The following is a 22714-nucleotide window of genomic DNA, read 5'->3' as shown; positions in this document are numbered from 1 at the left end:
GGGCGCCGGGCAGGTTGCCGGGGACGGCGGCGCGGGCAGGCTCTCGGTCGCACGTCCTCCCCACCCAGCAGTCCTCCCGGCACTCCCCCGGCCCGCCCCCGGCGCCTGCGGGAGCTGCCGCCGATCTCGGGCAGGAGTTTGGCATGCACGGCGACACGCGGGATCAGTCCACACCGGTGGCCGACACCTTCGACGCAGCGGTCGCGGAATCCACCGGACGGATGGATTCTGACACTCGGACGGATCCGGCGATGCCGGCGCCCAGGGCCTCCGGGGCCGCTCGTCCCCCGCACTGCGAACCCGAGCACCCCGAAGCCGAGTTCCTCGGCACCGAGCAACCCGGAGCCGAACGCTCCGGAACCGGGCACTTCGAACCCGGGTCCTCCGCAGCGGCCCGCCAACCAGGGGCCGCGGAGAGCCGGACCACGGCACCGCGCAGGCGCACCACCACGCGCCGCACCACCGCCGGGTCCACCGCGCCGGCCGCCACCCCCGGGGCCGATGCCGGGAAGCCGGGTGCCGCGAAGGCCGACGCCCCACCCCGGAAGGCGCCCGCCCGCAAGACCGCAGCCCGCAAGACCGCCGCCCGCAAGACAGAGAGCGACACCGTGATCGGCCGCATCCCCGTCCTGGACGTCAGCCCGCTCGTCGACTCCGGCCGCCGCCCGGCCAAGGCCGTCGTCGGCGAGACCTTCCTGGTCACCGCGACCGTGTTCCGCGAGGGCCACGACGCCGTCAACGCCAACGTCGTGCTGCGCGACCCGCGCGGCCGCAGCGGCCCGTGGACCCCGATGCGCGAGCTCGCCGAGGGCACCGACCGCTGGGGCGCGCACATCACCCCGACCGCGCCCGGCCGTTGGTCGTACCTGGTCGAGGCCTGGAGCGACCCGATCGCCACCTGGCGCAAAGCCGCGTCGGTGAAGCTGCCCGCGGGGATCGACACCGCGCTCGTCCTGGAGGAGGGCGCCCGGCTGCTGGAGCAGGCCGCGAACGGCGTGCCGAAGAAGGAGGGCCGCGCGCACGTGCTGGCCGCCGCCGACGCGCTGCGCGACCCCGGTCTGCCGCCGCTGTCCCGACTGGCGGCCGCGCTCGCCCCCGAGGTGCTGGAGCTGCTCGCCCGCCACCCGCTGCGCGAGCTGCTCAGCGCCTCCCGCCCGCTGCCGCTCCAGGTGGACGGCGAGCGCGCCCTGTTCGGCTCCTGGTACGAGTTCTTCCCGCGGTCGGAGGGCGCCGTGGTGGACCCGAGCGGCGTCGAGCCGCCGCGCTCCGGCACCCTGCGCACCGCCGCCGAGCGGCTGCCCGCGATCGCCGCGATGGAATTCGACGTGGTCTACCTGCCGCCCGTCCACCCGATCGGCCGCGCCCACCGCAAGGGCCCGGACAACACCCTGACGGCCGGTCCGCACGACGTCGGCTCGCCCTGGGCGATCGGCTCCCCCGAGGGCGGCCACGACGCGATCCACCCGGACCTCGGCACCATCGAGGACTTCGACCACTTCGTCGCCGAGGCCCGGGCGCTGCACCTGGAGGTGGCGCTGGACTTCGCCCTCCAGTGCTCCCCCGACCACCCGTGGGTGAACAAGCACCCGGAATGGTTCAGCCACCGCGCCGACGGCACCATCGCGTACGCCGAGAACCCGCCGAAGAAGTACCAGGACATCTATCCGATCAACTTCGATCAGGATATGGAGGGAATCGTCAAGGAAACCGTCCGCATCCTCCGTTTCTGGATGTCCCACGGGGTGCGGATCTTCCGGGTCGACAACCCGCACACCAAGCCGGTGGTGTTCTGGGAGACGGTGCTCGCCGACATCGCCCGCACCGACCCCGACGTCGTGTTCCTGGCGGAGGCCTTCACCCGCCCCGCGATGATGCACACCCTCGGGAAGATCGGCTTCCACCAGTCGTACACGTACTTCACCTGGCGCAACACCAAACCCGAACTCACCGAGTACCTCACCGAACTCACCGGCGACGCGGCCGCCTACATGCGGCCCAACTTCTTCGTCAACACCCCCGACATCCTGCCCGGCCACCTCCAGCACGGCGGCCGGGCCGCGTTCGCCGTCCGCGCCGTGCTCGCCGCCACCCTCTCCCCCACCTACGGCGTCTACGCCGGCTTCGAGCTGTGCGAGAACGAGCCGGCCCGCCCCGGCTCCGAGGAGTACCTGCACTCGGAGAAGTACGAGCTGCGCCCGCGCGACTGGAGCCGCACCGACACCCTGGCCCCGCTGCTCACCGTGCTCAACCGGCTGCGCCGGCGCCACCCCGCGCTCCGTCAGCTGCGCGACCTGCGCTTCCACCCCACCGACAACGACCAGGTGATCGCCTACTCCAAGACCGCGACCACCCCGGAGGGCCTGACCGACCAGGTCATCACCGTGGTCAACCTCGACCCGCACCACGTCCAGGAGGCCACCGTCACCATCGCCCTCCCCGGGCATGACGCGGCCGGTCCGTACTTGGTGCACGACGAGCTCACCGGCGCCGCCTACACCTGGGGCCGGCACAACTACGTCCGGCTCGATCCCTCAGCCGAGCCGGCTCACCTCCTCACGGTTCGGAGGAACCCAGCGTGACAGTGAACGAGCCCGTCCCCGACACCTTCCCCGAGACCTCGAAGAAGAACCTGGACCCCGAGTGGTTCAAGCGTGCGGTCTTCTACGAGGTGCTGGTGCGGTCGTTCCAGGACAGCAACGGCGACGGGGTCGGGGACCTCAAGGGGCTCACGGCCAAGCTCGACTACCTCCAGTGGCTCGGCATCGACTGCCTCTGGCTCCCGCCGTTCTTCGCCTCGCCGCTGCGCGACGGCGGGTACGACGTGGCCGACTACAAGTCGGTGCTGCCGGAGTTCGGCGACCTCGCCGACTTCATGGAGTTCGTGGACGCCGCGCACGCCCGCGGCATGCGCGTGATCATCGACTTCGTCATGAACCACACCAGCGACCAGCACCCGTGGTTCCAGGCCTCCCGAGCGGACCCGGACGGGCCGTACGGCGACTTCTACATGTGGGCCGACGACGACAAGCGGTACCCGGACGCCCGCATCATCTTCGTCGACACCGAGACCTCCAACTGGACGTACGACCCGGTCCGCAAGCAGTACTACTGGCACCGGTTCTTCTCGCACCAGCCGGACCTCAACTACGACAACCCCCGGGTCCAGGACGAGATGGTCGCCGGGCTGCGGTTCTGGCTCGACCTCGGCATCGACGGCTTCCGGCTGGACGCGGTGCCCTACCTGTTCGCGCGCGACGGCACCAACTGCGAGAACCTGCCGGAGACGCACGAGTTCCTCAAGCGGGTCCGCAAGGAGATCGACGCCGACTACCCCGACACCGTGCTGCTCGCCGAGGCCAACCAGTGGCCCGAGGACGTCGTCGACTACTTCGGCGACTTCGCGGCGGGCGGCGACGAGTGCCACATGGCGTTCCACTTCCCGGTGATGCCGCGGATCTTCATGGCGGTGCGGCGCGAGTCCCGCTACCCCGTCTCGGAGATCCTCGCCAAGACCCCGCACATCCCGAGCGGCTGCCAGTGGGGCATCTTCCTGCGCAACCACGACGAGCTGACCCTGGAGATGGTCACCGACGAGGAGCGCGACTACATGTACGCGGAGTACGCCAAGGACCCGCGGATGCGCGCCAACGTGGGCATCCGGCGCCGGCTCGCCCCGCTGCTGGAGAACGACCGCAACCAGATCGAGCTGTTCACCGCCCTCCTGCTCTCCCTGCCCGGCTCGCCGGTGCTCTACTACGGGGACGAGATCGGCATGGGCGACAACATCTGGCTCGGCGACCGGGACGGCGTCCGCACGCCGATGCAGTGGACCCCGGACCGCAACGCGGGTTTCTCCTCCGCCGACCCGGGCAGGCTCAGTCTGCCGCCCATCATGGACCCGGTGTACGGCTATCAGGTGACCAACGTCGAAGCGCAGCAGAGCAGTTCGAGTTCACTGCTGCACTGGACGCGTCGCATGATCGAGATCCGCAAGCTCAACCCGGCGTTCGGCCTGGGCACGTACACCGAACTGCCCTCCAGCAACCCCGCGGTGCTGGCCTTCGTGCGGGAGCACGAGGGGGACCTGGTCATGTGCGTGAACAACTTCTCGCGGTTCGCGCAACCGACCGAACTGGACCTGCGGCAGTACGGCGGACGCTACCCGGTCGAGCTGATCGGCGGGGTGCGCTTCCCGTCGATCGGTGAGTGGCCGTACCTGCTCACCCTGGCCGGTCACGGCTTCTACTGGTTCCAGCTCCGGCAGCCCCCGCGACTGAGCGGGACCAGGCGGTCGAAGTAACGATCCGCCGGACGCCGGCCCGACCGCACCACCAGACCCTCGGGGAGCGCGAGTTGAACCTGCGCGCCCCGGGGTTCTCCGCCCCGAGGTGCCCCCCGGCGCCGCGTACGGAGAACAGCCCAACGGCCACCCACACGAAGGCGTGACACCTGAGCCCCGCTCGCGTGCCGCCACCGCCGCGCCGCCGAAATCCGGAAGACTGACGGACCCGGCCAGACCCGTCGGGCAGTCGGCCCGCTTCCGGGGAAAGGGAGTCATGTCCGAAACCTCCCGTTCTCAAGCCCATGTGCAGCACGACACCCCGGCCGGCTCCGCCGCGTCAGCGGGCGCGCGGAACACCGGGCTCCGGAGAACCGCCCTGGGGGTCAGCGAACTCGTCCAGGCGGCCCTGCCCCTGATCTCCGAATGGCTCCCCACCCAGCGCTGGTACGCCGGGAAGGGGCGGCCCATCACCGGGCTCACCCCGGTGGTCGGAACCCCGCTGCAGGTCGGCGACCCGGCCCTGCTGCACCTCCTGCTGCGGGTCGAGCACGCCACCACGGCCGGCGCCCCGCACGGGGACGTCTACCAACTCCTCCTCGGCGTCCGCTCCGAGCGCCCCGCCGACATCGAACCCGGCGCCGTGCTCGGCCGGCTCACCCAGGGCCCGTACGACGGCGCGACGCTCTACGACGCGGTCCACGACCCTGAGCTCACCGGGCGGCTGCTGGAACACCTGGCCACCGGCGACCGCTTCGGCTCGCTGTCGTTCCGCCGCACCCCCGGCTCCGGCCTGCCCACCAACATCCCCGGGCGCGCGTCCACCGCCGAGCAGTCCAACAGCTCGGTCATCTACGGCACCTCGTACATCCTCAAGCTCTTCCGCCGCATCCACCCCGGCACCAACCCCGACCTCGAACTCTCCCTCGCCCTCTCCCGGGCCGGCTCCACCCGCATCCCGCGCGTCGCGGCCTGGTTCGAGAGCCGGATGGAGCGCGCCGAACCCGCCACCCTCGGCCTGCTCCAGCGCTACCTGCCGGACGCCGAGGACGGCTGGGAGCTCGCCCTCGACCAGGTCGGCCGGCTCAAGGGCGACCCGTCCCCCGGCAACTTCGCGATCGAGGCCCACCGGCTCGGCCGGGCCACCGCCGAGGTGCACCGGGTGCTCGCCCGCTCCATGCCCGTCACCCGCCTCGACCGCGCCCAGACCCGCCAGCTCGCCACCGCCATGGCCGACCGCCTCGACAGCGCCGTCGCCGCCGTCCCCGGGCTGATGCGCTACCGGGCCGCGCTGCGCAGCGCCTTCCAGCAGCTCGCCGACGCCCACCCGGACGGGCTGCCGGTCCAGCGCATCCACGGCGACCTGCACCTCGGGCAGGCCATGCGCACCCCGCACGGCTGGGTGCTGCTCGACTTCGAGGGCGAGCCCGCCAAGTCCGTCAACGAGCGCCGCGAACCGCAGCCCGCCCTGCGCGACGTCGCCGCGATGCTGCGCTCCTTCGACTACGCGGCGGCCCACCTGCTGGCCGGCGGCCCGGTCGACCCGGAACTCGCCCACCTCGCCGCCGCCTGGGCGCAGCGCAACCGCACCGCCTTCTGCGCCGGGTACACCGCCGGGGGCGGCGTCGACCCGGCGGCCTCGCCCGAGCTGATGCGCGCACTGGAGATCGACAAGGCGGTCTACGAGGTCGTGTACGAGGCCCGGCACCGCCCGAGCTGGCTGCCGATCCCGCTGGCCGCGATCAACCGGCTCGCCCTGACCGTCTGATCACCCCACTTCGCTTGCCGCCCGCAGGAGTTCGCCCACCACCCCCGCCGCAGGAGGACCCCGCCGTGACGCCGCTCGACCCGCCCGGCCGCACCACCCGCCCCGTACCGGCCACCTTCCTGGCCGGCGCGCCCCGAGCCGAAGGGCGCGCCGGTGCCGAAAGCGTGGGCCCCTCCTGCCCGATGACGGGCAGGGAGGGAGAGCAGCGTGAGCCCCTCGCCCCCGGCCTGGCGGCCGGGAGGTACCCCCAGCCCGATGCGGGCAGGAGGGAGAGTGACGAAGGAGAGAGCGCCCCGGCGTTGAGCGCCGGCGCCGGGTCCGAGCGCCCGGAGGCGAGTGGACGAGTCGCTTCCGCTCCCGCCCCCGGCCCCGAGGCCCTCCCGGCCGGGGCGCTCAGGCTGCCCGAGGCGCCGCTACCGCCCGCCGAGGTGGACCGGCTGGTCGGCGGGCAGCACCACGACCCGCACGCCCTGCTCGGCGCCCACCCCATGCACGGCGGCACCGCGATCCGGGTGCTGCGGCCGTTCGCCGAGCGGGTCGTGGTCGAGACCGCCCAGGGGCCGGCCGAACTCACCCACCAGCAGGGCGGGTTGTTCACCGGCCTGCTCGCCGGCGGCGAACTCCCCGACTACCGCCTGCTGGTGACCTACCCGGGCGGCGAACCACTCGTCCAGCACGACGGCTACCGCACCCCGCCCACCCTCGGCGAGCTCGACCTGCACCTCATCTCCGAGGGCCGGCACGAGCAGCTGTGGCAGGTGCTCGGCTCGCACGTGCGCACAGTGGACGGCGTGGCCGGCACCGCGTTCGCCGTCTGGGCGCCGAACGCCGCCGGGGTGCGACTGATCGGCGACTTCAACCACTGGGACGGCACCGGGCACCCGATGCGCTCGCTCGGCTCCTCCGGCGTGTGGGAGCTGTTCGTCCCGGGGCTGGCCGAGGGCACCACGTACAAGTACGAGATCCACACCCGGCAGGGCTGGGTGCTCGACAAGGCCGACCCGCTGGCCCGCGCCGCCCAGCGCCCGCCCGGCACCGCGTCCGTCGTCACCTCCTCCGACTACCAGTGGGGGGACGGCGAGTGGATGGCCCGCCGGGCGCGCACCGCGCACCACCGGGCGCCCATGTCGGTGTACGAGCTGCACCTGCCGTCCTGGCGCCCGGACCTCACCGACTACCGCGCGATCGCCGAGGAACTCCCTGGCTACCTCAAGGAGTTGAACTTCACCCACGTGGAGTTCATGCCGGTCATGGAGCACCCCTTCGGCGGCTCCTGGGGCTACCAGGTGTCCGGCTACTACGCGCCCACCGCGCGCCTCGGCGACCCGGACGGCTTCCGCCACCTCGTGGACACGCTGCACCGGCACGGCATCGGCGTGATCGTCGACTGGGTGCCCGCGCACTTCCCCAAGGACGGCTTCGCCCTCGCCCGCTTCGACGGCGAGCCGCTCTACGAGCCCGCCGACCCGCTGCGCGCCGAGCACCCCGACTGGGGCACGCTGGAGTTCGACTACGGGCGCAAGGAGGTGCGCAACTTCCTCGTCGCCAACGCGGTCTACTGGTGCGAGGAGTTCCACATCGACGGGCTGCGGGTGGACGCCGTCGCCTCGATGCTCTACCTCGACTACTCCCGCGAGGGCGGCGCCTGGGCTCCCAACCAGTACGGCGGCCGGGAGAACCTCGACGCCGCGTCCTTCCTCCAGGAGATGAACGCGACCGTCTACCGGCGCTGCCCGGGTGTCGTGACGATCGCCGAGGAGTCCACCGCCTGGGACGGCGTCACCCGCCCGACCGACAGCGGCGGCCTGGGCTTCGGGCTCAAGTGGAACATGGGCTGGATGCACGACTCGCTGGTCTACATGTCCAAGGAGCCGGTGCACCGCAGGTACCACCACAACGAGATCACCTTCTCGATGGTGTACGCCTACTCCGAGAACTACATCCTGCCGATCTCGCACGACGAGGTCGTGCACGGCAAGCAGGCGCTCGTCTCGAAGATGCCCGGCGACTGGTGGCAGCAACGCGCCAACCACCGCGCGTACCTGGGCTTCATGTGGTCCCACCCGGGCAAGCAACTCCTGTTCATGGGGCAGGAGTTCGCCGAGGGCGCGGAGTGGGACCACGAGGACGGCCCACAGTGGTGGGTACTCGACGAGCAGTGGCCGGCCCACCGGGAGCACCTCGGCGTGCGCACCCTCGTCCGCGACCTCAACCGCCGCTACCTCGACACCCCCGCCCTCTGGGAGCTCGACACCTCTCCCGACGGCTTCCGCTGGCTCGACGGCGGCGCCGCCGACGACAACCTGCTCTCCTACGTCCGGTTCGCCGCCGACGGCTCGCCCCTCGTCGCCGTCTGCAACTTCTCCCCCGTCGTCCGGCACGGCCACCGCGTCGGCCTGCCCGCCCTCGACGGCCGCGACCAGCTGTGGGAGGAGATCCTCAACACCGACGCCGAGGCCTACGGCGGCAGCGGCACCGGCAACTCCCGCCCGATCAAGGCCGACCCCGTCGAGTGGAACGGCCAGCCCCGCTCCGCCGACCTGGTCCTCCCCCCGCTCGCCACCATCTGGCTCCGCCCGGCCTAGGGAGCACCTCGCTCCGCCCGGCGTAGGGAGCACCTCGCCACGAGCCCCCCGAAGCGCAATCGCTCCGGGGGGCTTCCGATCCCGCTGTCACGCCGAAGCACCGACCGGCACGCGGGACCTTCGTCCCTTGCCCCCGCCGGGATCCTTTGCTCACAGACCCTCGTTCGAGGCACGAAGGTATGGTCGATATGACCACTTTCCGAGACGACGGGACGGAGAAGACCACGTGGCGCGCAGCGTGTACGTGACCGGGATCGACCGGGGGGACGGACGGCAGGCGGTCGAGCTCGGGGTCATGGAGCTGCTCACCCGGCAGGTGGACCGGGTCGGGGTGTTCCGGCCCCTGGTGCACGCGCACGCACCTGTGGGGGCACCTCCCGGCCGCCAGGCTGGGGGAGAGTCCGGGTCGGACCACGTGGTGGAGCTGCTGCACGGCCGGTACCGGATCGAGCTGCCCGCCACCGAGCTGTACGGACTGACGTACGAGGAGGCCGCCGCCCTGCAGGCCGCGCAGGGGCAGGACGAGCTGGTGTCCGTCCTCGTCGACCGGTTCCGGGCGGTGGAGCGGCGCTGCGAGGCCGTCCTGGTGCTCGGCACCGACTTCGCGGACACCAGCATCCCGGACGAACTGGCCTTCAACGCCCGCCTGGCGAACGAGTTCGGCGCCGCCGTGCTGCCGGTGGTCGGCGGCCACGCCGAGGACCCGGAGGCCGTCATCGCCGAGGTCCTGGGCGCCCACCGCGCGTACACCGACCTCGGCTGCGAGACCCTCGCGATGATCGCCAACCGGGTCGCCCCCGGCTTCAAACAGCGGATCCAGCGCAAGCTCACCCAGAAGCTGCCGATCCCCGCCTACGTCATCCCGGAGGAGCCGGCGCTCGCCGCGCCCACCGTCGCCCAGCTGGTCGAGGCGACCGGCGCCGAGGTGCTGCTCGGGGACGCCGCCGGGCTCGCCCGGGACGTCCGCGGCTTCGTCTTCGGCGGCGCCATGCTGCCGACCTTCCTCGACGCGCTGACCGACGGCGCCCTCGTCGTCACCCCCGGGGACCGCGCCGACCTGGTGATCGGCTCGCTCGCCGCGCACGCCGCCGGCGCCCCGCCGATCGCCGGCGTGCTGCTGACGCTCGGCCAGCACCCCAGCCCGAACGTCATGGCGCTGGCCGCCCGGCTCGCCCCCGGCACCCCGGTCGCGGTCGTCCCCGAGGGCAGCTGGCCGACCGCCGCCACCCTGACCCACCTGGAGGGCAAGCTCGGCCCGGCCAGTCCACGGAAGGCCGAGATCGCCCTCGGCCTGTTCGAACTGCACGTCGACACGGTCGAGTTGACCAACCGGATCGAGGTCGGCCGGTCCGAGCGGGTCACCCCGATGATGTTCGAGCACGAGCTGCTGGAACGTGCCCGCGCCGACCGCCGGCACATCGTCCTGCCCGAGGGCGCCGAGGAGCGGGTGCTGCGCGCCGCCGAGATCCTGCTGCGCCGCAACATCTGCGACCTCACCCTGCTCGGCGACGCCGACGCGGTGCGCCGCAAGGCCGCGAGCCTCGGCATCGCCATCCCTCAGGTGGGGACACCTCCCGGCCGCCAGGCCGGGGGAGAACCCGGCCCGGGGGAGCCCGGCACCGACCGCGCCCAGGTCCGGATCGTCGACCCGGCCACCAGCCCGCTGCGCCGCCAGTTCGCCGAGCTGTACGCGAAGCTGCGCGCCCACAGGGGCATGACCGTCGAGCTCGCGCTGGACGTCGTCACCGACGTCGCCTACTTCGGCACCCTGATGGTCCAGGAGGGCATCGCCGACGGCATGGTCTCCGGCGCGGTGCACTCCACCGCGGCCACCATCCGGCCCGCCTTCGAGGTGATCAAGACCTCGCCGGGCGCGTCCATCGTGTCGAGCGTCTTCTTCATGTGCCTGGCCGACAGGGTCCTCGTGTACGGCGACTGCGCGGTCAACCCGGACCCGGACGCCCAGCAGCTGGCCGACATCGCGATCCAGTCCGCCGCCACCGCCGCCCAGTTCGGCGTGGAGCCGCGGGTCGCGATGCTCTCCTACTCGACCGGCACCTCCGGCTCGGGCGCGGACGTCGACAAGGTCCGCAAGGCCACCGAGATCGTCCGCGAGCTGCGCCCGGACATCCTGGTCGAGGGCCCGATCCAGTACGACGCCGCGGTGGACGCGCGCGTCGCGGCCACCAAGCTGCCGGGCTCCCCGGTGGCCGGCCGGGCGACCGTGCTGATCTTCCCGGACCTCAACACCGGTAACAACACCTACAAGGCCGTGCAGCGCTCGGCGGGCGCGGTCGCGGTCGGCCCGGTCCTCCAGGGCCTGCGCAAGCCCGTCAACGACCTCTCGCGCGGCGCGCTGGTGCAGGACATCGTCAACACCGTCGCGATCACCGCCATCCAGTCCCAGGACCGCAAGGAGCCGTCGGAATGAGTGAAGGTACGCGCGTCCTCGTTCTGAACGCCGGCTCCTCGTCGGTCAAGTACCAGCTGATCGACATGCTCGACGGCGCCCGGCTCGCCTCCGGGCTGGTCGAGCGGATCGGCGAGCCGAGCGGCCGGCTGGTGCACACCCCGCGCTCCGGCGGGCGCCGCGAGAGCCTGCAGACCTTCCCCGACCACGGCGCCGCGCTCAAGGCCGTCGCCGAGGAGCTGGCCGCCGACGGCGTCGGGCTGGACTCCCCCGAGCTGGCCGCGATCGGCCACCGCGTGGTGCACGGCGGCAAGCGGTTCACCGAGCCGACCGTGATCACCGACGACGTGCTCAAGGAGGTCCGCCGGCTGATCCCGGTCGCCCCGCTGCACAACCCGGCCAACATCACCGGCATCGAGGTGGCCCGCGCGCTGCGCCCGGACCTGCCGCAGGTGGCCGTCTTCGACACCGCCTTCCACGCCTCGATGCCCGAGTACGCGGCCCGGTACGCGATCGACAAGGCCGTCGCGGACGAACACCGGGTGCGCCGCTACGGCTTCCACGGCACCTCGCACCAGTACGTCTCGCGGGCCACCGCCCGGCTGCTCGGCAGGGACCCGGCCGAGGTGAACGTCATCGTGCTGCACCTGGGCAACGGCGCCTCCGCGGCGGCGGTCAGCGGCGGCCGGTGCGTGGACACCTCGATGGGCCTGACCCCGCTGGAGGGCCTGGTCATGGGCACCCGCTCGGGCGACATCGACGCGGGCGTGGTGTTCCACCTGCACCGGGTCGGCGGGCTGTCCGTCGACGAGATCGACGACCTGCTCAACCGCCGCAGCGGCCTGCGCGGCCTGTGCGGGGACAACGACATGCGCGAGATCATGCGCCGCGCGGAGGAGGGGGACGCGGACGCCGAGCTCGCGTTCGACTCCTACGTCCACCGGCTGCGCAAGTACATCGGCGGCTACTACGCGGTGCTCGGCCGGGTGGACGCGATCGCGTTCACCGCGGGCGTCGGCGAGAACGCGGCACCGGTGCGCGCGGCGGCGACGGCCGGGCTGGACGAGCTGGGCATCGCGGTGGACCCCGAGCTGAACTCGGTGCGCTCCGGCGAGGCCCGGATCATCTCGCCCGAGTACGCGCGGGTGGCCGTCGCGGTGGTGCCCACCGACGAGGAACTGGAGATCGCGCGGCAGGCGTTCGCCCTGGTCCACCGGCGGGTGGGGAGTCCGGGGACTGACACACCGTAGTCTCGCTCCGCGGAATCCTTCGTCGGCGATTCCTCACGATTCGCGCCGAATGCACCTATAACGCGAACGGATAGACTGACCCATATGCGCCGAGCGAAAATTGTCTGCACCCTGGGTCCGGCGACGGACTCCTACGAACAGCTGAAGGCCATCGTCGAGGCGGGCATGAACGTCGCCCGACTGAACATGAGCCACGGCACCCACGCGGACCACGAGGAGCGGTACCGCAAGGTCCGCCAGGTCTCGGAGGACACCGGCAAGGCCATCGGCGTCCTGGCCGACCTCCAGGGTCCCAAGATCCGTCTGGCGACCTTCGCCAACGGCCCGGTGACCGTCGACAACGGCGACGAGTTCACCATCACCACCGAAGACGTCCCCGGTGACCAGCACATCTGCGGCACCACCTACAAGGGCCTGCCCGGCGACGTGAAGCCCGGCGACCCGATCCTGATCAACGACGGCGTCATCGCCCTGGAGGTCGTCAGCGTCGACGGCCCGCGGGTGAGGACCGTGGTGGTCGAGGGCGGCGTGCTCTCGAACAACAAGGGCATCAACCTGCCCGGCGCGGCCGTGAACGTGCCCGCCCTGTCCGAGAAGGACAAGGACGACCTGCGCTTCGCGCTCCGCCTGGGCGTCGACATGATCGCCCTGTCCTTCGTCCGCAACGCGGACGACATCAAGGACGTCCACGAGGTCATGGACGAGGTCGGCATCCGCGTGCCGGTCATCGCCAAGATCGAGAAGCCGCAGGCCGTCGAGGCCATGGAGGAGATCGTCCTCGCCTTCGACGGCATCATGGTCGCCCGCGGCGACCTGGCCGTGGAGTACCCGCTGGAGCGGGTGCCGCTGGTCCAGAAGCAGCTGATCACGCTGGCCCGCCGGAACGCCAAGCCGGTCATCGTCGCCACCCAGATGATGGAGTCGATGATCCACGCCTCGCGCCCGACCCGCGCCGAGGTCTCCGACGTCGCCAACGCCATCCTGGACGGCACCGACGCGGTCATGCTGTCCGCCGAGTCCAGCGTCGGCAAGTACCCGGTCGAGACCGTCCGCACCATGAGCCGGATCTGCGAGAAGGCGGAGGAGGAGCTGGTCTCCCAGGGCCTCCAGCCGCTCAACCCGGGCCGCAAGCCGCGCACCCAGGGCGGCTCCGTCGCCCGCGCCGCGTGCGAGCTGGGCGACTTCCTGAACGGCAAGGCGCTGGTCGCGTTCACCAAGTCCGGCGACACCGCGCGCCGGCTGTCCCGCTACCGCTCGCCGATCCCGGTGGTCGCGTTCACCCCGGACGCCGCCACCCGCAACCAGCTCTCGCTGAGCTGGGGCGTCGAGTCGTACGTCACCGAGCAGGTGGCCACCACCGACGCGATGGTCGCGCAGGTCGACCGCGAGCTGCTGAAGATGGGCCAGCTGGGCGAGGGCGACACCGTCATCGTCACCGCCGGTGTCCCGGTCGGCATCCCCGGCACCACCAACATGGTGCAGGTGCACCGCCTGGGCTCGCACGGCGAGTAACCGGCCTTCGGCAACAGCCCGTGGGGCGGCCCTCCGCAACGGAGGGCCGCCCCACGGGCATTGTGGCTGCTTGTCGCGACTTGTCGCTACTTGTCGCTGTAGGGCGCGTTGTCGTTGAACATGTGCATCCCGGGGATGTGCAGGGTGCCGCCGAACTGGCCGGCCTGCTTGGCGGTGACCCCGGTCAGCTCCAGGTCCAGCGGGATCGGGACGGAGCCGATCAGGTCGTACAGCCAGCGCGGCAGGGTGTCCGGGGTGAGGGTGATCTCGCCCAGGTCGATCGGGATCGGCAGGCCGAGCACCTTGGAGAGGTGGCCGGACAGGCGCTCCACGTACATGGTGACCGGGCCGTCGCGCATGGTCGAGGTCGAACCGGGGGCGCCCTGGACGTGGAACGTCACACCGTTGCCCTCAAGAGTCGACATGTCGAGGTTCTCGATGTCGACGCTCGACACCACGAACTTCAGCACCCGCTTGGTGCCGGTCGGCGTCTTGACGTCGTAGACGCCGTGGAAGGCCGAGCCGTGCAGGCCGAGGCGGCTGGTCTGCAGCGTCCAGTTCTGCTCCGGGACGACGTGCTCGCCGGGCGCCGCGGCGGCGGTCAGGCCCCGGGCGTCCACCGCACAGTTCGGGTTCGCGGACGGGGAGGCGGATGCCGACGGGGACGCCGAGGCAGAGGCAGACGGCGTGGCGGACTGGGACGGCGTGGCCGAGGCGCTGGCCGAGGGCGCCGGCTTGGTGGGCGCCTTGCCGGGCGCGGACGGCTTCGGGGCCTGGGGCACCGGGTCGCCGCCGGGCACCTGCGCGGACGGCTGCGCCTGCGGCTGGGTCTGCGGCTGCCCGGGCTGGACCGGGGTGCCGACCCTCGGGGCGGGGACGGCGGGCGCCGCAGTCGTCGCCGGGGCCGGGGTGGCGGTCGGCGACGCGGAGGGCGTCGGGGACGCCGAACCGCCCGGGTGCAGAAGATTGTTGATGCCGCCGACAATGTCGTCGATCAGCCCGGCCTGGGACGCCTTGGCCGTCCCGTTCGCGTCGCCCTGGTAGACCGCGCTCACCGCGCCCGCGCCGCCGTTCGCGGCGGACCGGACGGCGGGCGGGGTGGTCCCGACGGCTGTCGGGGCGGCGGTCGGCGTCTTGACCGGCGCGGACGGCTGCGCGGTGGGCGCGGCCGTCGGGGCCTGCGTCGGCACGCCCGTCGGACCGGCGGTCGCGCCCGCGGTGGGCGTCGCGGACGGGCCGGGCGGCGGCACGGGCAGCTCGCTCTTGGGCACCGGCGTCTCCACCACCGACGAGACGTCCGGCACGGCCACGGGGGCGGTGGGGCACGGCTTGCCCGCTGCCGACTCGGCCACCGCCGAGCTCGGCGTGTAGGCGGCGGCCATCAGCAGGGCGGTCGGTACGGCCGCCATCGCGAGGGCCCGGCCCCGCAGCCGGATCCGGACGGGCGTGCGCGGCGCGGCGTGGCGCCCGGAGGAGCGCTGCGGTTGGTCGTCGGTGGCGCTCACCGTGCCTCCTTGGGGTCCGCCGCAGCGGCCTGCTCCTTCGACTCGGCCTGCGCGGGTAGCTTCGCGGTCGGCGCCTCGGCGGAGGGCCCGGCGGCGACGCTCTCGGCTACGGCGGCCTCCATGGCGGTGCCCTCGGCGGGCTCGGCGGCCACCCCGACCTCCGGCTCCGGCAGCGGCGCCCAGGAAACCAGCAACGCGCCGCCGATCAGGCCGGGCAGCAACGCCATGCCGAAGCCGGCCAGGTTGGACATCGGGATCGCGACCAGCGTCAGCAGGATGGTCGCGATGCCCGCGAAGACCCGGACGGCCGGCTGGAACCACCCGGTGAGCCCGAGGATGATCATCAGGAGGCCGATGAGCAGCGAGCCCGCGCCCGCCGTGGTCGACATCGCGATGGTCACGCTGCCGAGGGCGAGGTGCGCGTAGGGAAAGTACAGGATCGGGACGCCGGCGATCATGGCCAGCAGGCCGCCCCAGAAGGGCCTGGTGCGGCGGAACACGCGGAAGTGCCGCCAGAGCCACCCGATCGGATTCTGGTGGCCGGTCCGGGTTTCGACCGTTGCGCTGGACATGGTGCAGCTCCTCGGCATCGCTACGAGGGAAGAACAATTGGCATGAGGCCGGGAACGGCGGTAGCCCGCCGCCCCCGGCCCGCGTGGACCCGTCACTCCGACGCGCCGACCGGCGTGCCGTCAGACAGGGCTCAGAAGCACTCGTTGCCCGGGCCGTCGCCCTGCTTGAGCGACAGGTGGAGGCCGGAGAGCTCGAAGTTGCCGGCCGAGGTGGCGCGCGCGGTCTGCTTGACACCGTTCAGCACGGCCTTGTCCGCGTTCTGGGCGAATCCCATGCCACCGGTCGGCAGGCCGTTGTTGCCGGTCGCCGCCGCGACACCCGGGTGGGGCGTCCAGCCCTGGGTGGCGTCGCCCTTAAGGGTGGAGGCGTCCCGGCCGATGTCGATGCGGGTGAAGGTCGCGTCGGCCTTCAGGTCCTCCAGGTCGATGAGCAGCTTGTCGGCGTGCACCGGCTTGCTGCCCGGACCGCCGGCGTTCAGCTGGAGGGTGATCTTGCCCAGACCGAACTTGGTCAGGTCGGTCACCACGGACTGGCACAGGTTGGTGATGTCGGCGTGGTCGAAGGCCGAGACGGCGACCGGGTGCTTCGTACCGTCGGCCTCGACGTCGACGGTGCCGAACTGGGCGAAGTTGGTGCCCTCCAGGTGGTCCGTGCTCACCTTGAACTGCTGGCCGGAGATGCTGAACGAGGCGGCGAGCGCGCTGTTGGCAATGGAGAAGCCCACCGCGGCGGTGGCCGCGATGCTCGGCACCATCACCAGGGCGAAGCGCTTCCAGCGGGTCTTGCCGTAGGTCTTGGACATGCGAGTCCTCCTTCTGGGACGTACATCTCCGGCTCCCCGGCGACGCCTCCAGCGCCGGTGGGGGCCTGGGATGGGAGAGAGCTACGTCCTCGGTAGCGGAGAGCGCGCGCGTCGTCGGACGCGGGAGCGGCCTGCGTGCAGCGGCACTCCCGTTCCTGGGCCGGCCGTCCTTGTGGGGCGGCGGGCAGGACCGACGACATCGGCGATCACCCCCGAGCGACAACCAGCGACCGCGCAGGGCCGCGCGGCCGGTCGAAGGACAGGAACCGCCGTGGGACCGCGGATACCCCCCTGCCCTCCCTACCGCCGGCCGGGGCCGGCGGATCACCCGGTGGGGATCCCGCGCTCCTCGTGGCCGACCGGCTGCCGGGGGAAGGAGTCTGGGACCGGGCGTGGCCGATCGTGCTTGAATCCCGGGCGAAGCACAAGGGGTGCCTTACTGACGGGTAATGCAACAGCCGGTGACGTCACGCGTGAACTCGGCCTGATCTGCACCGTGCGTGACACCGTGCAGGAATCGTGACGGCGAAATCCCCCGGAAACACCGCCGAAACACCCGTGGGTGGTCACACTTGGTGACCACCCACGGGTGAAATCAAGATTTGGTAAACGTCTGCCGGGTTGCCCGGATTGTCGCCAAATCACCAGCGACACCGCAGGTCACCCGCCGTGCCACCGCCCGGGCCCGGCGCCGCGATCGGATCGCCCGATCAGAACAGCACGCGCGCCAGCGCCGCCCGGGCCACCACGACGCGCGGGTCCTCCACGCCGATGACCTCGAACAGCTCCAGCAGGCGCAGCCGGACGGTGTCCCGGTCCGCGCCGAAGGTCCGGCCGACGGTGTCCACCAGGCGTCCGAAGGCGTCCTCGACGTGGCCGCCGACCAGGTCCAGGTCGGCCGCCTGGAGCTGCACCTCGACGTTCTTCGGGTCCCCCGCGGCCGCGGCCCGGACGGCCTGGAGGTCCAGCCCCTCGACGCGGTGCAGGAGTTCGGCCTGGGCCAGGCCCAGCTTCGCCTCGGCGTTGCCGGGCTGGTCGGACAGCACGTTCTTGTAGGCCTGGATGGCGCCACCCAGGTCGCCGCGGTCCAGCGCGTCGTGCGCGGCGGCGAGCGCCGGGTCCTCGAAGCGCTGCGGGACGCCGGCGGCCTCGCCGTCCGCGGCGCCGGCGGCGAGCGCCCCGCCGACGATGCCGAAGCGCTGCTCGGCGACGAGGATCAGCTGGTCCAGCACCTTGCGGACGTTCGCCGCGCTCTCGGCGCCCTGGAACAGCGGCACCAGCTGGCCGGCCACGACGGCCATCACGGCCGGGATGCCCTGGATGCCGAACTGCTGGGAGATCATCGGGTTGGCGTCGACGTCGATCTTGGCGAGCACGAACCGGCCGGCGTACTCCTCGGCCAGGCCCTCCAGGATCGGGCTGAGCTGCTTGCAGGGGCCGCACCACTCGGCCCAGAAGTCGATGACGACCGGCACCTCGGTGGAGCGCTGGACGACCTCGGTCTCGAAGGTGTCCTCGGTGACGTCGACGACGAGCTGGTAACCGGGCTCGGCGGGGGCGATGCCGGCCGCCTCGGCGGCGGCGGCCTGGCGGGCCCGCTCGGCCCGCGCCTGCTCGGCCTTCTGGGCTGCCTCGCCGGCCGCCTTCACGGCGGCGAGGTCGACCGCACCACGCAGGGCGGAGCTGTTCTGACGCGAATTCCGTGGCTGCATGGCACCATCCTCCCCCGTCCGCGCCGCCTGCGAGCACCAACCTCGGGAAAGTCGCCCCGCGCGGGCTGCGCGGCGCCGCTCCCCGGAGCCTCGTGCCGTTCCCCAAAACCCCAGTAGCCCTGAACCTCCGGCGCGGATCCCCACCCGCACCCGCGCCGCTCCCGTCCCACGGGACACGGCACCTGGTTGTCACTGCTTTCGCTACGAGTCGTAGCGTAACTGGAGCGAGGGCCCCGCCCGCAAGCCCCACCGGCCGTTCCGCGACGTGACCTGCCCCACTTTCGCGGACCGCCCGGCTGTCCGAAGCGGCGGACACTCGCTACCGTTACCAGCCCCACCCAAGTTACTTACCAGTACATGTGCAAGGAGGCCCGGTGCCGGCCGCCCAGCCCCCCGTGACCCCGGCGACCGCCGCGACCCCGTCCGCCGCGGCGGTGCCGGCGGCGGAGGGCGCCCCGGCGGAGTCCGGCGCGACCCGGGCCAAGGGGCGCCCGCGCAGCGCCGCCGCCGACCTCGCGATCCTCGACGCGACCCGCGAGGCGCTCGCCGAGCTCGGCTGGGGCGGGCTCACCATGGGCCACGTCGCCACCCGCGCCAAGGTCGCCAAGACCACCCTCTACCGCCGCTGGCCGTCGAAGAACGAACTCGTCGTGGACGCCGTCGCCAGCCTCTTCGACGAGCTCGTGATGCCCGATCTCGGCAGCCTGCGTGCCGACATCGAGGCCGTGGTGGCCCAGTTCGCCGACCTGCTGGCCCGGCCCGAGACCCAGGCCGCGCTGCTCGCGCTGTTCGCCGAGGGCACCCGCGACCGGCAGCTGCGCCGGCGGATCCGGGAGGCCATCGTCGACCCGCAGAAGCGGCTCGTCCGCCAGGGCCGGGCGGCGGCCCAGGCGCGCGGCGAACTCGCCGCGGACACCGACCCGCTGGCGGCCGGCGAGGAGATCGACATCATCTTCGACACCATCGCGGGCACGGTCGAGCACCGCGTCCTGGTCAGCGGCGAGCCGATCACCCCGGAGTGGACCCGCCGCTTCACCAGCCTCCTGCTGGGCCCGTTCCCGAGCCTCGCCACCGGCTGACCGCCGGCCCGTCGGCGGGCATGCGGCAGCCGCCCCGCACGAACGTCCGTGCGGGGCGGCTGCCGTGTGTACAGGCGCCGGGACGGCTAGAAGGCCGCCGTCTCCCGGTACGTGCCCCACTCCTGCCGCAGCGCGTTGCAGATCTCGCCGAGCGTCGCCTCGGCGCGCACCGCGTCCAGCATGGGCGGGATCATCGACTCGCCCGAGCGCGCCGCCGCCAGCATGGCGTCCAGCCCGGCCCGCACCGCCGCCTCGTCCCGGGCCGCCTTGCGCCCGGCCAGGACGCGCACCTGCTCGCGCTCCACCTCGTGGCTGACCCGCAGGATCTCCAGCTCGGGGGTGACGCTGCGCGGATGGCAGTTGACGCCGACCACGCGCTTCTCACCCTTCTCCACCGCCTGCTGGTACTGGAAGGCGGCCTCGGCGATCTCGCCGGTGAACCAGCCCTCCTCGATCCCGCGCAGGATGCCCGAGGTGATCGGGCCGATCTCGTGGTCCTCCCGGCCCTTGTCCAGGATCCGCTGGAAGATCGCCTCGGCCTGCTCCTCGATCCGGTCGGTCAGCGCCTCGACGTACCACGAACCGCCCAGCGGGTCGGCCACGTTGGCGACGCCGGTCTCCTCCATCAGCACCTGCTGCGTGCGCAGGGCGATCTCGGCGGCCTGCTCGGAGGGCAGTGCGAGGGTCTCGTCCAGGGCGTTGGTGTGCAGCGAGTTGGTGCCGCCGAGCACCGCGGACAGCGCCTCGACGGCGGTGCGGACCACGTTGTTGTACGGCTGCTGCGCGGTGAGCGAGACGCCGGCGGTCTGGGTGTGGAAGCGCAGCCACTGCGCCTTGTCGGTCTTCGCGCCGAAGCGGTCGCGCATCCAGCGGGCCCAGATCCGGCGCGCGGCGCGGAACTTGGCGATCTCCTCGAAGAAGTCCAGGTGCGCGTCGAAGAAGAAGGACAGGCCCGGCGCGAAGACGTCCACGTCCAGGCCGCGGGACAGGCCCAGCTCGACGTAGGCGAAGCCGTCCGCGAGCGTGTACGCCAGCTCCTGCGCGGCCGTCGCCCCGGCCTCGCGGATGTGGTAGCCGGAGACGGACAGCGGCTTGTACGCGGGGATGCCCTGCGCGCAGTACGCCATCAGGTCGCCGATCAGGCGCAGGTGCGGCTCGGGCGCGAAGAGCCACTCCTTCTGGGCGATGTACTCCTTGAAGATGTCCGTCTGCAGGGTGCCGTTGAGCACCGCCGGGTCCACGCCCTGGCGCTCGGCGGCGACGAGGTACATGCAGAAGATCGGGACGGCCGGGCCGCTGATCGTCATCGAGGTGGTGACCTCGCCGAGCGGGATGCCCTTGAACAGCACCTCCATGTCGGCGGCGGAGTCGATGGCCACGCCGCAGTGGCCGACCTCGCCGAGCGACTTGGGGTCGTCGGAGTCGTAGCCCATGAGGGTCGGCATGTCGAAGGCGACCGAAAGGCCGCCGCCGCCGGCCTCCAGGATCATCCGGTAGCGCTCGTTGGTCTGCTGGGCGTTGCCGAACCCGGCGAACTGGCGGATGGTCCAGGTGCGGCCCCGGTAGCCGGTGGGGTGCAGCCCGCGGGTGAACGGGTACTCGCCCGGCCAGCCGATCCGCTCGAAGCCCTCGTGGGCCTGCCCGGCCGGCGGACCGTACACCGGCGCGACCTCGTCGCCGGAGAGGGTGGTGAAATCCGCGTCGCGCTTGCGGGCGGCGTCGTACCGCTGCTGCCAGCGCTGCCGTCCGCGCTCGATCTCCTCGGCGTCCATGGGCCGAACTCCGCTCCGTACGGCCGCCACGGCACCGGGGCGGCACAGCTATTAGGACGTCCTACTAATTTACTCGGACGTCCTAGTACTTGTCGACGGAACCCGCCCGCGAAAAAACACCGAGGCCCTCTTCCCCCGAACGGGGGAAGAGGGCCCTCGAAGGCTTCCGCGCTCAGACGCCGGCCGGCTGGCGGGCGTCCGACCCGGCCGGCAGGCTTCCGGCGGCCTCGCGGGCCACCCGGCGCTCGAAGACGAAGGACAGGAACGGGATGCAGCCGGCCGCCAGGGTCAGCACCAGCCGGCCGAGCGGCCACTTCAGCTTCTGGCCCAGCAGGAAGGTCACCACGAAGTACCCGATGTACAGGTAGCCGTGCAGCATCGCGACGTACGTCGTCACGTCCTCGGCCGTGTGGAACCCGTACTTCGCGACCATGAAGCCGCAGAACACCAGCAGCGCCACACCGGTCGCGACGGCCAGGGCCCGGTACCAGCCCAGCAGGGGGGTCGCCTTCATCTTCTACATCGCCTCGCTCGGCTGGATCGGCCGGTACGTCCGGATCTGCGCACCGCTCCGAACGAGGGTAGCCGCCCTCACGGCCGGGCCGGCGCAGGCCCCTCGCCGGCTCCGTCACCCTCCTCGGTGAAGTCCCCGGCAGCGATCCGCAGCGGCCGGAGCAGCTCGAACACCTGGCGGCACTGCCCGGCGTCGTACTCCTCCAGCCCGAACTCCATCGCCATGAGCTCCCGGGTGGCCTCCTCGACCACCTCGCGACCGCGCGCGGTGATCGACGCGAGCACCCCGCGGCCGTCCAGCGGGTTGGGGCGGCGGGCGACCAGGCCGGCCCGCTCCAGCCGGTCGACGGTGTTGGTGACGCTGGTCGGGTGGACCATGAGCCGCTCGCCGATCTTGGAGAGCGACAGCTCGCCGGTCCGGCTGAAGGTGAGCAGCACCAGCGCCTCGTAGCGGGCGAAGGTCAGCCCGTACGGCTTGAGCACCGCGTCCACCCGGGAGAGCAGGATCTGGTGGGCGCGCATGATCGAGGTGATCGCCGCCATCGAGGGGACGCCGCCCCAGCGGCGGGTCCACAGTTCGTCGGCGCGGGCGATCGGGTCGAAGTCGAGTGCGAGAGGCTTGGCCACCTCCTAACCGTACCGGCGGAAGGGACGTGTGCTACCAGCTGTCCTGATGATGGACAAGCGCGACGCGTGGCGGGAACCCGCCAATCGGGCGGGCAGGTCCATACCAGGACATTGCGGCGGTGTGTCGGCCCGCCAACGCGCGGCAGTGGCACGGCGGTTGACGCCGAATCAATGACCCGGCCTGCTAGCAGGCCCCGGTTCGAACGGTAACCCGCCGAAAGGCGGGGTAATTGGCCGGTTTTGTCGCCCCGTTCACAATGCTTCGCATTGGCGGGACTTGGCCAATTCATGAACGAGACCTGTCATTTCGTTTGCTCGATTGTCATG

Annotated in this window: 15 protein-coding genes; 8 read left to right on the top strand and 7 right to left on the bottom strand. The window is 72.1% G+C overall.

The window, feature by feature from the left end; all coding sequences use genetic code 11:
- Positions 1–608 precede the first annotated feature (608 nt).
- The 7 genes from ACWCXH_RS03525 (at position 609) to pyk (ending at position 13804) form a co-directional block, all read left to right on the top strand.
- Positions 609–2579 (top strand): alpha-1,4-glucan--maltose-1-phosphate maltosyltransferase, encoded by a 1971-nt coding sequence (locus ACWCXH_RS03525; protein WP_449799672.1) that lies wholly within the window; start codon positions 609–611, stop codon positions 2577–2579.
- Complete coding sequence (gene treS / locus ACWCXH_RS03520; protein WP_449799637.1) at positions 2576–4300, top strand: maltose alpha-D-glucosyltransferase; 1725 nt, start codon at positions 2576–2578, stop codon at positions 4298–4300. The genes ACWCXH_RS03525 and treS overlap by 4 nt, the downstream gene beginning before the upstream one ends.
- A 256-nt stretch (positions 4301–4556) precedes the next feature.
- A complete protein-coding gene (locus ACWCXH_RS03515; RefSeq protein WP_449799636.1) occupies positions 4557–6047 on the top strand; it encodes a maltokinase N-terminal cap-like domain-containing protein in 1491 nt (496 codons plus the stop codon).
- A gap of 182 nt (positions 6048–6229) precedes the next feature.
- The gene (glgB, locus tag ACWCXH_RS03510) at positions 6230–8632 is read left to right on the top strand and encodes a 1,4-alpha-glucan branching protein GlgB (RefSeq protein ID WP_449799671.1); all 2403 of its coding nucleotides are present in this window, start codon (positions 6230–6232) and stop codon (positions 8630–8632) included.
- 226 nt (positions 8633–8858) lie between these two features.
- Positions 8859–11063, top strand: coding sequence for a phosphate acetyltransferase (gene pta, locus ACWCXH_RS03505; RefSeq protein ID WP_449799635.1), 2205 nt, complete (start codon positions 8859–8861; stop codon positions 11061–11063).
- Positions 11060–12292, top strand: a complete 1233-nt coding sequence (locus ACWCXH_RS03500; RefSeq protein WP_449799634.1) for an acetate kinase — start codon at positions 11060–11062, stop codon at positions 12290–12292. Before pta ends, ACWCXH_RS03500 begins: the two co-directional genes overlap by 4 nt.
- 84 nt (positions 12293–12376) lie before the next feature.
- On the top strand, positions 12377–13804 hold the full coding sequence (gene pyk, locus ACWCXH_RS03495; RefSeq protein WP_449799633.1) for a pyruvate kinase: 1428 nt from the start codon (positions 12377–12379) through the stop codon (positions 13802–13804).
- An 86-nt stretch (positions 13805–13890) separates the two neighbouring features.
- Here the strand turns inward: pyk and ACWCXH_RS03490 are convergent, their stop codons facing one another.
- The 4 genes from ACWCXH_RS03490 to ACWCXH_RS03475 all read right to left on the bottom strand — a co-directional run bounded on the left by ACWCXH_RS03490 (position 13891) and on the right by ACWCXH_RS03475 (position 18396).
- The gene (locus ACWCXH_RS03490) at positions 13891–15309 is read right to left on the bottom strand and encodes a hypothetical protein (protein WP_449799632.1); all 1419 of its coding nucleotides are present in this window, start codon (positions 15307–15309) and stop codon (positions 13891–13893) included.
- The gene (locus ACWCXH_RS03485; RefSeq protein ID WP_449799631.1) at positions 15306–15881 is read right to left on the bottom strand and encodes a DUF6114 domain-containing protein; all 576 of its coding nucleotides are present in this window, start codon (positions 15879–15881) and stop codon (positions 15306–15308) included. Before ACWCXH_RS03485 ends, ACWCXH_RS03490 begins: the two co-directional genes overlap by 4 nt.
- A gap of 131 nt (positions 15882–16012) precedes the next feature.
- The gene (locus ACWCXH_RS03480; RefSeq protein WP_449799630.1) at positions 16013–16684 is read right to left on the bottom strand and encodes a DUF6230 family protein; all 672 of its coding nucleotides are present in this window, start codon (positions 16682–16684) and stop codon (positions 16013–16015) included.
- Between the two features lie 710 nt (positions 16685–17394).
- A complete protein-coding gene (locus ACWCXH_RS03475; protein ID WP_449799629.1) occupies positions 17395–18396 on the bottom strand; it encodes a tetratricopeptide repeat protein in 1002 nt (333 codons plus the stop codon).
- A gap of 434 nt (positions 18397–18830) precedes the next feature.
- On the opposite strand from ACWCXH_RS03475, the gene ACWCXH_RS03470 reads away from it, so the two are divergent.
- Positions 18831–19475, top strand: a complete 645-nt coding sequence (locus ACWCXH_RS03470; RefSeq protein WP_449799670.1) for a TetR/AcrR family transcriptional regulator — start codon at positions 18831–18833, stop codon at positions 19473–19475.
- Between the two features lie 86 nt (positions 19476–19561).
- Here ACWCXH_RS03470 and ACWCXH_RS03465 read toward each other — a convergent pair whose 3' ends face one another.
- The 3 genes from ACWCXH_RS03465 to ACWCXH_RS03455 all read right to left on the bottom strand — a co-directional run bounded on the left by ACWCXH_RS03465 (position 19562) and on the right by ACWCXH_RS03455 (position 22387).
- Complete coding sequence (locus tag ACWCXH_RS03465; protein ID WP_449799628.1) at positions 19562–21247, bottom strand: acyl-CoA mutase large subunit family protein; 1686 nt, start codon at positions 21245–21247, stop codon at positions 19562–19564.
- 172 nt (positions 21248–21419) lie between these two features.
- Positions 21420–21761, bottom strand: a complete 342-nt coding sequence (locus ACWCXH_RS03460) for a DUF3817 domain-containing protein (protein ID WP_449799627.1) — start codon at positions 21759–21761, stop codon at positions 21420–21422.
- A 77-nt stretch (positions 21762–21838) separates the two neighbouring features.
- Positions 21839–22387 (bottom strand): MarR family winged helix-turn-helix transcriptional regulator, encoded by a 549-nt coding sequence (locus ACWCXH_RS03455; RefSeq protein WP_449799626.1) that lies wholly within the window; start codon positions 22385–22387, stop codon positions 21839–21841.
- Between the last annotated feature and the right edge of the window lie 327 nt (positions 22388–22714).

It is taken from the genome of Kitasatospora sp. NPDC001660, assembly GCF_053596725.1.
The sequence above is the reverse complement of the archived record's forward strand: the minus strand, read 5'-3'. Positions and strand labels throughout refer to the sequence as shown.